5 protein-coding genes, 21 tRNA genes and 3 pseudogenes are annotated in these 9,333 nt (G+C 46.7%); 27 read left to right on the top strand and 2 right to left on the bottom strand.

What is annotated here, in order from left to right; all coding sequences use genetic code 11:
* Positions 1 to 22 precede the first annotated feature (22 nt).
* The 24 genes and pseudogenes from SC79_RS09740 to SC79_RS20535 form a co-directional block, all read left to right on the top strand.
* Positions 23 to 98, top strand: a tRNA-Val gene (locus SC79_RS09740).
* Between the two features lie 32 nt (positions 99 to 130).
* Positions 131 to 206: transfer RNA gene (locus SC79_RS09735), tRNA-Thr, on the top strand.
* Positions 207 to 243: 37 nt separating this feature from the next.
* A tRNA-Lys gene (locus SC79_RS09730) sits at positions 244 to 319 on the top strand.
* Positions 320 to 329: 10 nt separating this feature from the next.
* Positions 330 to 416, top strand: a tRNA-Leu gene (locus SC79_RS09725).
* Between the two features lie 5 nt (positions 417 to 421).
* Positions 422 to 496: transfer RNA gene (locus SC79_RS09720), tRNA-Gly, on the top strand.
* A 14-nt stretch (positions 497 to 510) separates the two neighbouring features.
* Positions 511 to 596 (top strand) — tRNA-Leu (locus tag SC79_RS09715).
* Positions 597 to 605: 9 nt separating this feature from the next.
* A tRNA-Arg gene (locus SC79_RS09710) sits at positions 606 to 682 on the top strand.
* A gap of 15 nt (positions 683 to 697) precedes the next feature.
* A tRNA-Pro gene (locus tag SC79_RS09705) sits at positions 698 to 774 on the top strand.
* Positions 775 to 779: 5 nt separating this feature from the next.
* A tRNA-Ala gene (locus tag SC79_RS09700) sits at positions 780 to 852 on the top strand.
* A 20-nt stretch (positions 853 to 872) separates the two neighbouring features.
* Positions 873 to 949, top strand: a tRNA-Met gene (locus SC79_RS09695).
* A gap of 2 nt (positions 950 to 951) precedes the next feature.
* Positions 952 to 1,028, top strand: a tRNA-Ile gene (locus SC79_RS09690).
* 6 nt (positions 1,029 to 1,034) lie between these two features.
* Positions 1,035 to 1,127, top strand: a tRNA-Ser gene (locus SC79_RS09685).
* 17 nt (positions 1,128 to 1,144) lie between these two features.
* Positions 1,145 to 1,221, top strand: a tRNA-Met gene (locus tag SC79_RS09680).
* A 67-nt stretch (positions 1,222 to 1,288) separates the two neighbouring features.
* A tRNA-Asp gene (locus SC79_RS09675) sits at positions 1,289 to 1,365 on the top strand.
* A 12-nt stretch (positions 1,366 to 1,377) separates the two neighbouring features.
* Positions 1,378 to 1,453, top strand: a tRNA-Phe gene (locus SC79_RS09670).
* Positions 1,454 to 1,472: 19 nt separating this feature from the next.
* Positions 1,473 to 1,548: transfer RNA gene (locus SC79_RS09665), tRNA-His, on the top strand.
* Between the two features lie 9 nt (positions 1,549 to 1,557).
* Positions 1,558 to 1,631 (top strand) — tRNA-Gly (locus tag SC79_RS09660).
* Positions 1,632 to 1,646: 15 nt separating this feature from the next.
* A tRNA-Ile gene (locus tag SC79_RS09655) sits at positions 1,647 to 1,723 on the top strand.
* 12 nt (positions 1,724 to 1,735) lie between these two features.
* A tRNA-Asn gene (locus tag SC79_RS09650) sits at positions 1,736 to 1,810 on the top strand.
* A 3-nt stretch (positions 1,811 to 1,813) separates the two neighbouring features.
* Positions 1,814 to 1,904, top strand: a tRNA-Ser gene (locus SC79_RS09645).
* 30 nt (positions 1,905 to 1,934) lie between these two features.
* A tRNA-Glu gene (locus tag SC79_RS09640) sits at positions 1,935 to 2,006 on the top strand.
* 176 nt (positions 2,007 to 2,182) lie between these two features.
* A pseudogene (gene glgB / locus SC79_RS09635) lies at positions 2,183 to 3,304 on the top strand (1,4-alpha-glucan branching enzyme); the annotation flags it as partial.
* Positions 3,301 to 3,440: pseudogene (locus SC79_RS20970) on the top strand (sugar phosphate nucleotidyltransferase); the annotation flags it as partial. The pseudogenes glgB and SC79_RS20970, both read left to right, overlap by 4 nt.
* A pseudogene (locus tag SC79_RS20535) lies at positions 3,440 to 3,685 on the top strand (glycogen/starch/alpha-glucan phosphorylase); the annotation flags it as partial. The pseudogenes SC79_RS20970 and SC79_RS20535, both read left to right, overlap by 1 nt.
* Before the next feature lie 33 nt (positions 3,686 to 3,718).
* Here the strand turns inward: SC79_RS20535 and SC79_RS09630 are convergent.
* Together SC79_RS09630 and SC79_RS09625 are read right to left on the bottom strand one after the other, a co-directional pair.
* Positions 3,719 to 4,186, bottom strand: a complete 468-nt coding sequence (locus SC79_RS09630; protein WP_039074852.1) for a TspO/MBR family protein — start codon at positions 4,184 to 4,186, stop codon at positions 3,719 to 3,721.
* Positions 4,187 to 4,356: 170 nt separating this feature from the next.
* Positions 4,357 to 5,076, bottom strand: coding sequence for a yteA family sporulation protein (locus SC79_RS09625; protein ID WP_039074851.1), 720 nt, complete (start codon positions 5,074 to 5,076; stop codon positions 4,357 to 4,359).
* Positions 5,077 to 5,365: 289 nt separating this feature from the next.
* Between SC79_RS09625 and SC79_RS09620 the strand changes: the two genes are divergently transcribed.
* From SC79_RS09620 to menH, 3 genes are read left to right on the top strand one after another with little or no spacing between them, the layout of a single operon-like run.
* On the top strand, positions 5,366 to 6,781 hold the full coding sequence (locus SC79_RS09620) for an isochorismate synthase (protein ID WP_039074850.1): 1,416 nt from the start codon (positions 5,366 to 5,368) through the stop codon (positions 6,779 to 6,781).
* Complete coding sequence (gene menD / locus SC79_RS09615) at positions 6,778 to 8,517, top strand: 2-succinyl-5-enolpyruvyl-6-hydroxy-3-cyclohexene-1-carboxylic-acid synthase (RefSeq protein WP_039074849.1); 1,740 nt, start codon at positions 6,778 to 6,780, stop codon at positions 8,515 to 8,517. Before SC79_RS09620 ends, menD begins: the two co-directional genes overlap by 4 nt.
* Complete coding sequence (menH, locus tag SC79_RS09610; protein ID WP_039074848.1) at positions 8,505 to 9,329, top strand: 2-succinyl-6-hydroxy-2,4-cyclohexadiene-1-carboxylate synthase; 825 nt, start codon at positions 8,505 to 8,507, stop codon at positions 9,327 to 9,329. Before menD ends, menH begins: the two co-directional genes overlap by 13 nt.
* Positions 9,330 to 9,333 lie beyond the last annotated feature (4 nt).

Genomic DNA, 9,333 nt, shown 5'->3' with positions numbered 1-9,333 from the left:
AGTTGCACGCTAGTGTAATAATGGAGGATTAGCTCAGCTGGGAGAGCATCTGCCTTACAAGCAGAGGGTCGGCGGTTCGAGCCCGTCATCCTCCACCATTCTTTATTGCACATATCGGTTTTACATATACGCCGGTGTAGCTCAATTGGTAGAGCAACTGACTTGTAATCAGTAGGTTGGGGGTTCAAGTCCTCTTGCCGGCACCACTTTTATATGATATAATATTCAAGTCTCTTGTAAGAAGAGCCATTAGCTCAGTTGGTAGAGCATCTGACTTTTAATCAGAGGGTCGAAGGTTCGAGTCCTTCATGGCTCACCATTTACATGTTGCGGATGTGGCGGAATTGGCAGACGCGCTAGAATCAGGCTCTAGTGTCTTTACAGACGTGGGGGTTCAAGTCCCTTCATCCGCACCATTTCTGCGGAAGTAGTTCAGTGGTAGAACACCACCTTGCCAAGGTGGGGGTCGCGGGTTCGAATCCCGTCTTCCGCTCCAACTATACCATCCACGCCGGGGTGGTGGAATTGGCAGACACACAGGACTTAAAATCCTGCGGTAGGTGACTACCGTGCCGGTTCAAGTCCGGCCCTCGGCATTAAGTTTTGCGCCCGTAGCTCAATTGGATAGAGCGTTTGACTACGGATCAAAAGGTTAGGGGTTCGACTCCTCTCGGGCGCGCCATGATCTACATGAAATCGGGAAGTAGCTCAGCTTGGTAGAGCACATGGTTTGGGACCATGGGGTCGCAGGTTCGAATCCTGTCTTCCCGACCATTCTTGGGGCCTTAGCTCAGCTGGGAGAGCGCCTGCTTTGCACGCAGGAGGTCAGCGGTTCGATCCCGCTAGGCTCCACTTAATTTCAATAAATATTTGGCGGTGTAGCTCAGCTGGCTAGAGCGTACGGTTCATACCCGTGAGGTCGGGGGTTCGATCCCCTCCGCCGCTACCAATGGACCTTTAGCTCAGTTGGTTAGAGCAGACGGCTCATAACCGTCCGGTCGTAGGTTCGAGTCCTACAAGGTCCACCACTATACGGAGGAATACCCAAGTCTGGCTGAAGGGATCGGTCTTGAAAACCGACAGGGGTGTCAAAGCCCGCGGGGGTTCGAATCCCTCTTCCTCCGCCATATCTATTCTTAATCATCGCGGGGTGGAGCAGTTCGGTAGCTCGTCGGGCTCATAACCCGAAGGTCGCAGGTTCAAATCCTGCCCCCGCAACCAAAATATGTGAATGAAAAAGAAGTGCCCGAAGGGCTCAATAAAAAAGATTCACATGTACTATTAAAATGGTCCGGTAGTTCAGTTGGTTAGAATGCCTGCCTGTCACGCAGGAGGTCGCGGGTTCGAGTCCCGTCCGGACCGCCATTCAAATACTTAGGCTCGGTAGCTCAGTTGGTAGAGCAACGGACTGAAAATCCGTGTGTCGGCGGTTCGATTCCGTCCCGAGCCACCATTTATCAATATATATTTTGGCGGTTGTGGCGAAGTGGTTAACGCACCAGATTGTGGCTCTGGCATTCGTGGGTTCGATTCCCATCAATCGCCCCAAATAAAATTGCGGGTGTAGTTTAGTGGTAAAACCTCAGCCTTCCAAGCTGATGTCGTGGGTTCGATTCCCATCACCCGCTCCATTTCTATATTGTCATGGGCCTGTAGCTCAGCTGGTTAGAGCGCACGCCTGATAAGCGTGAGGTCGATGGTTCGAGTCCATTCAGGCCCACCATGACTTTTATATTCCACAGTAGCTCAGTGGTAGAGCTATCGGCTGTTAACCGATCGGTCGCAGGTTCGAATCCTGCCTGTGGAGCCAAATGGAGAAGTACTCAAGTGGCTGAAGAGGCGCCCCTGCTAAGGGTGTAGGTCGTGTAAGCGGCGCGAGGGTTCAAATCCCTCCTTCTCCGCCATATAATGACAAATAGAAGTCTTCACTCATCGGCCCGTTGGTCAAGCGGTTAAGACACCGCCCTTTCACGGCGGTAACACGGGTTCGAATCCCGTACGGGTCATCCAAAAACCTTGCAGAATATGCAAGGTTTTTTATTTTTTATCATCATGTTATGCCTTAGCTTTCATTCTTATTCTATAAAAAGGCAACAAAAATCTCTATATCTTGTGTTTTCTTCGGAAAAAGAAGTTAAATGTCGATAAGTAAAAGCGCTTTTTTATTTATGCGAATAAATAAGGCCTTTATATGTTTGGAGAGCCTTTTTATGAATATCAAGATGAACGTAATCGAGAGAACGGGCTAAGGGGCACAGCTAACTTTGATCTAGGAAAACCGGAAGTTCATAGTTTTTTAATTTCTAATGACTGGGCGGAACTCTATCATATAGATGGACTTAGGATTGATGCAGTGGCTAACATCCTGTATTGGCCAAATCAGGATGAACGCCATCCGAATCCATAAGCTGTTGAATTTCTACAAAAACTTAATCAAACAATGAGAGAGGCATATCCGCATGTCATGATGATTGCGGAAGATTCGACGGAATGGCCTCACGTGACAAGTGCCGCTGAGGAAGGAGGGCTCGGTTTTCATTTTAAATGGATATGGGCTGGATGAATGACGTACTGACATACATGGAGACGCCCCCAGAAGAAAGGCGGTATTGTCATCAGTTTATTTCTTTTTCATTATTGTATGCGTTTAGTGAACATTTTGTATTGCCGTTTTCACATGATGAAGTCGTTTACGGCAAAAATCAATTCTTAATAAAATGCCTGGCGACTAATGGCAGAAATTTGCCGAGTATCGGCTTTTGCTCGGTTATATGACGGCTCCCCCCGGTAAGAAATTGATTTTTATGGGTTCAGAATTTGCACAATTTGATGAATGGAAAGACACAGAGCAGCTTGATTGGTTTTTGGACTCCTTCCCCATGCATCGGAAAGCCAGCGTTTTTACGCAAGATCTTCTACGCTTTTATCAAAAAAGCAAAATCCTTTATGAACATGACCATCGTGCACAGTCGTTTGAATGGATTGATGTCCATAATGACGAACAATCGATCTTTTCTTTTATTCGTTACGGCAAAAAGCACGGTGAGGCGCTTGTCATCATTTGTAATTTTACACCCGCGGTCTATCAGCAATATGATGTTGGTGTTCCTTTTCTTACCCAATATATCGAGGTCCTGAACAGCGGCAGAGAAGCATATGAAGGTTCAGGACAAATCAACAAAAAGCCGTTAGCGGCCAAAAAGGGAGCTTTTCATCATAAACCGGGTTATATCACAATGACCATCCCCCCTTACGGCATTTCGATTTTATGGGCGGTTAAACAAGAGGAGAGATGAAATCATGAAAAAACAATGTGTGGGCATGCTCCTTGCCGGCGGGAAGGGCAGCCGTCTCAATGGGTTAACAAAACAAATGGCGATACCGGCTGTATCTTTTGGGGGGAAATACGGATTATTGATTTTACGCTCAGCAGCTGGTCAAAGGTGAAGCAGATGAATTTGAATCGATTTATGACTCGCTGCTTCCTCATAATGATGAGTATTTTGTGCTGAAGGATTTCAGCTCATATGCAGATTCTCAGGAGCGTATTTAAGCTGATTATCGCGATCGGAGGACATGGTCTGGGCGTTCGATTATAAACATTGGCCATTCCGGATATTTCTCAAGCGACCGCACGATCCGCGAATATGTGAAAGATATTTGGGGAATCCGCCCGATGATGTGAAAAAGCCGCTGTAGGAGCGGCTTTTTTGGTTTTTTACAGATTCATCGAATAGATTGTAAAGGATAAGAACGTCGCAAACGCACTCCATAAAACATAGGGCAAAAGAAGATAGCTTGCGGCTCTGCTGTATTTTTTTACTATAATCATTAATATGAAAGCTGTGAGCGCGACGAGCAGGCTGTCAATCGATGCAGCCAGCAAATTTTTTTGGGTAAATTGAAAATAGCTGAATGCCTGATTAAATACATAATTAATCAAAAGCATAAGCCAAAAGCGCTTGGCATCTTGAAATGAAAATGCGGCGTACACAATGGCAGCTGAAAGGGAGATCAGGGCAAACAGGATCGCCCAAATGATGCCGATCGCAGACCCGGGTGGCGTCCAGTCCGGTTTTTTCAGTGAATTGTACCATTCTTGGTCAATCGGAAATAGGTAGTCTGCGGCTGAAAACAGCGCGTAAGTAATCACAAAAACCGCTATGGTGCCGATTATTTTCTTCATGTTTGCAACCTCCGTATGTATTTATTTTACATTTATACGTACCCTTCATTTTATAAGGATCAAACCCCCGTTATGCGGGGAAATAAATTAGCTGCTGAAATTTTGTCCATATACTTGTCTTTGTCGATCATTTGTTCTGAAGACGTTAAAGAACCCCCAGGACAGGGGGTTCAATCAGCGTGAAGATCGCCGAATGTTGTCATGATTCCCTCTTCGTCGAGTTCTTCCTCATAACGCTCATGGGCTCTGCTTTGATAGACGGTAATTTCTTTGCCTGTGATATCTGTTGCGATGAAATTTTCGTATGATTCCGTATTGCCGATATTTTCTTCGGCATTCATCGTCATATCATCATAGCTGAGAGGCGGGTTTTCCATATCCTGCGGTGTTTGTGAGTTTCCGTATTTTTCGACGTCCTGGTAGGAATCTTCACTGTCATATGGCGCCCTGATTTCTTCATCATCGTCAAATTCAAATTGCCCGAAAGGTGTTTCTTCTTCGATCGGCCTATCTCTGGAAATGACATCCTGTGACGAATACTCTGCGAGCGTCGTGGCGGTCGGAAGCGCTTCAAGACGTTCGTATGGGATTTCCTTTCCGCTGACTTCACAAATACCGTACGTACCGTTTTCTATCGCCTTCAATGAATGCTCAATGTCCCGGAGGTGCTCTCGCTCATGCAAGTCGAGAGCGATGTCCTTTTCACGTTCATATAGTTCTGTTGCATGATCTCCGGGGTGGTTGTCATAAGCTGAAAGTTCACCCATTGAATCATATGGAAAGGCTGAATTGAGCTGAAAATGGTCATTGTCTTTAAAGCGGTTTAAGATATTTTCTTTTGTTTGTTCCAGTTCATGTTTCAAATGCTGAAGCTGGTCTTCTGTAAGCATTGTAATCGCCTCGTTTCTCTGTGATGCATACCTTTAGTATGAACAGATCGCCTGAGAACTTTCATAAATGACGGATGGAGGAATATAGGAAATTCCCCTTATATGGTAAGCGGATACAACCTTTGCTAGCGGCGGAGAAAGAAATTTAAGGTTTGTTTCTTTTTCATTTCTCTAATTAGGTTTATAATAGGTAAGGCAGGCCATTTGGACTGCATGATCTGTGTTTGACACAAAGGAGACACAGGTGTATGGTATTAAAAGCATTTTAAGGATTATGGAGGAATGTCTCATGGTGACAACGGTGCAGCGTACGTTCCGAAAGGAAGTTCTACATGCATTACATAAAGCCAAAGAAGTCAACCATGCTGTCTTAATAAGCTATTCGAGACAAATCGAGTCTCTTGACCCTCTATCATTTTTCAACTACGGGGCAAAAAAATATACAGGCAATCGATTTTTTTGGTCAGATCCTGAAAGTGAATTGACAATAGTCGGTCTTGGCAAAGAAGCGGTTTTCCAGACAAATCAAAAAAACAGCAAGCGGTATCGCGAGGTTTTTGAACGATGGGAGCGCTTTAAAAAGACGGCTTTTCATATTTGTGAAGAAGAAAAGCTGCAGCATTCTGCAGTGGGACCTGTGTTATTCGGAGGATTTTCTTTTGACCCTTGCGAAGAACGAGGTACACAATGGGACCATTTCTCGGAAGGGGATTTCTTTGTGCCGGCGCTTATGCTGACGATGACTGCCGAAGGCTCGTTCTTAACAGTCAACAGATGGGTAAGCGGAGAGGAAAACGCAGAGGCAGTTTTGGAAGGCTTAAAAGCTTTTGCCGGCGAATTTATGGTTCCTGATTCAAACGTAGAAGATCAGGCTGTGATAGCAGCATCAGAAGAGCTGGATAAGGACGACTGGCTGAAAGCAATCGAAACGGCAACAAGCCAAATTAAAGAAAAACAATATGATAAGGTGGTTCTAGCTCGAGAGCTGTTACTCACGTTTGACGGCCCGGTCCGAATTGAACAGGTGCTTAAAACCCTTGTGAACGATCAGCAGACAAGCTATGTTTTTGCAATCGAACAGGAAGGGAAAACCTTTGTCGGCGCGTCTCCGGAAAGACTGATCAAACGAGACGGCGGCACTGTCATGTCTTCTTGTCTGGCCGGTTCCATTAAACGCGGCACGGATGAAGAAGAAGACCGCCTGATAGGCCATACATTATTAAACGATGAAAAAAATCTGCTGGAGCATGATATTGTGGTAGGCATGATCCAAAACGCTTTTGAATCATGCTGCTCCGAAATCGAAAAGCCTGAAGGACCTGTATTGTACAAAACGAAAAGCGTTCAGCACTTATTTACGCCGATTGTTGGACAGCTTCGTGAGTCGGCTTCGCTCTTTGACCTCATTGAGAAACTGCATCCGACACCGGCTCTTGGGGGAGCGCCTCAGAAGAAAGCTGTTGAAGTGATCAGAGAGATCGAACCGTTGTCCCGAGGCTGGTATGCGGCTCCTATCGGCTGGATTGACAGCCAGGATAACGGAGAATTCGCAGTAGCTATACGTTCAGGACTGATCGAGGGCAGAAGAGCAAGGCTGTTTGCCGGCTGCGGTATTGTGGAAGACTCGGAACCACAGTCTGAATATGAAGAAACGCAGATTAAACTGAAGCCGATGATCTCTGCATTAGGAGGTGAGAGGCGTTGACAGCCAACCCGATAACTCATTACATTGGAAGTTTTATTGATGAATTCGCTCTTTCCGGAATTACAGACGCCGTCGTTTGCCCGGGCTCAAGATCCACACCGCTGGCTATTCTTGCAGCCGCGCATCCCGATATCAGCGTCCATGTCCAAATAGATGAAAGATCTGCCGGGTTTTTTGCTCTTGGGCTGGCAAAAGCGAAGCAGCGCCCTGTGCTTTTGATTTGCACATCAGGAACAGCCGCAGCCAACTTTTATCCGGCTGTGATTGAAGCCCATTATTCAAGAGTGCCTATTATTGTGTTAACTGCTGATCGGCCTCACGAGCTGCGTGAAGTAGGCGCGCCGCAGGCTATAAATCAGCACTTCTTATTCGGTAACTTTGTTAAGTTTTTCACAGACTCAGCTCTTCCAGAAGCGTCTCCGCATATGCTGAGATATATCCGAACGCTGGCCGGCCGCGCCGCCGGAGAATCACAAAAGCGCCCGATGGGACCTGTGCATGTGAATGTCCCGTTGCGCGAACCGCTTATGCCCGATCTTTCGGATGAGCCGTTTGGAAGAATGAAAACAGACCGTCACGTGTCTGTGAAAACGGGTATACAATCTGTTGACCGCGAATCTCTGTCTGATGTGGCTGCGATACTGGCTGGGGCTGAAAAAGGAATAATCGTCTGCGGGGAGCTCCACAGTGATACGGATAAGAACACTATTATTGCGCTGTCAAAGGCGCTTCAGTATCCGATTTTAGCCGACCCGCTGTCTAATCTGCGGAACGGTGCTCATGATAAAAGCACTGTCATTGATGCGTATGATTCATTTTTAAAAGATGATGAACTGAAATCGAAATTGCGTCCTGATGTTGTCATCCGTTTTGGGCCGATGCCTGTTTCGAAACCGGTTTTCATATGGCTGAAGGATGATCCGGCTATCGAGCAGATTGTGATTGATGAGGATGGAGGGTGGAGAGACCCAACGCAGGCAAGCGCGCATATGATTCACTGCAATGCGTCTGTTTTTTCCGAAGCGATCATGGCTTATGCCGACACCGCCAGATCATCAGAATGGCTGGAGAAATGGCAGTTTGTCAATGGGCGGTTCCGTGAGCATCTGCAAACAATCAGCAGTGAAGAGGTTTCGTTTGAAGGCAATCTCTATCGAATCCTGCAGCATCTCGTCCCTGAAAACAGCTCGCTGTTTGTCGGAAACAGCATGCCGATCAGAGATGTTGATACGTTTTTTGAAAAGCAGGAACGCTCTTTCCGGATTCTTTCAAACCGGGGCGCAAATGGAATAGACGGTGTTGTCTCCTCTGCCATGGGGGTATGTGAAGGAACAAAAGCGCCTGTTACACTCGTGATCGGTGATTTATCTTTTTATCACGATTTGAACGGACTGCTGGCGGCCAAAAAGCTGGGTATTCCTCTTACTGTGATTCTCGTGAATAATAATGGCGGAGGGATTTTCTCATTTCTGCCACAGGCTTCTGAGAAGGCACATTTTGAAGATTTGTTCGGTACGCCGACAGGGCTTGATTTTAAGCATGCGGCTGCATTATACGGCGGAACATATTCATGTCCGGCCTCATGGGATGAATTCAAAGCAGCTTACACGCCGCAGGCAGACAAACCCGGACTCCATTTGATAGAAATCAAAACGGATCGCCAATCGAGAGTTCAGCGCCATCGTGATATGCTGAATGAGGCTGTGCGGGAAGTGAAAAAACAATGGGAACTGTAAACATAACCGTTTCAGACGGTGTCCGATATGCTGTGACAGACGAGCGGCCGAATGCTTCCGAAGCCGTCGTCTGTCTGCACGGGTTTACCGGCAGTAAACAATCATGGACTTTTCTTGACGGGTTGCTGCCTGAATCCCATTTGATCAAGATGGATTGTTTAGGGCATGGTGACACAGATGCTCCGCTGAATGGGAAAAGATACAGCACAAGCCGGCAAGTTTCTGACCTTGCCGAGATATTTGATGAATTAAAACTTCACAAAGTGAAATTGATTGGGTATTCTATGGGAGGAAGGCTCGCTTATTCTTTTGCGATGACGTATCCCGAACGGGTATCGGCACTCGTGCTTGAAAGCACAACGCCGGGGCTCAAAACGCTTGAGGAACGGCGGGACAGGGTCATGCGGGACCGGAAACTTGCTGATTTTATTTTGCGTGACGGGATTAAGGCATTCGTGCAGTATTGGGAGGGCATCCCTTTGTTTTCATCCCAGCGGCGGCTGGCCGAAGATATTCGGCACAGGATACGGTCTGGCCGTCTGCGAAACAATGAGATTGGGCTTGCAAACAGTTTAATCGGTATGGGCACAGGTTCCCAGCCTTCATGGTGGAGCCGTGTAGAAGATCTAACCATGCCTGTGCTTCTAATCTGCGGGGAGTGGGACGAAAAGTTTTGCGCCATCAATCAAGAGGTGCATAAGAAGCTTCCATCTAGTAAAATAGAGATTGTTCCAAACGCCGGCCATACGGTACATGTGGAACAGCCGCGTTTGTTTGGTAAAATAGTGAGTGGGTTTTTGACAAGTTTTTAACTCA

Origin of the sequence: Bacillus sp. MSP13 (genome assembly GCF_000815295.1) — a bacterium.
GTDB lineage: Bacteria > Bacillota > Bacilli > Bacillales > Bacillaceae > Bacillus > Bacillus vallismortis.
This window is presented reverse-complemented; position numbering and strand designations above follow the sequence as displayed.

What these genes read in the sequence shown, in the direction of transcription:
- SC79_RS09630 (WP_039074852.1), bottom strand. Translation starts at nt 4,186, where the DNA reads ATGAAGAAAATAATCGGCACCATAGCGGTTTTTGTGATTACTTACGCG.
- SC79_RS09625 (WP_039074851.1), bottom strand. Translation starts at nt 5,076, where the DNA reads ATGCTTACAGAAGACCAGCTTCAGCATTTGAAACATGAACTGGAACAA.
- SC79_RS09620 (WP_039074850.1), top strand. Translation starts at nt 5,366, where the DNA reads ATGGTGACAACGGTGCAGCGTACGTTCCGAAAGGAAGTTCTACATGCA.
- menH (WP_039074848.1), top strand. Translation starts at nt 8,505, where the DNA reads ATGGGAACTGTAAACATAACCGTTTCAGACGGTGTCCGATATGCTGTG.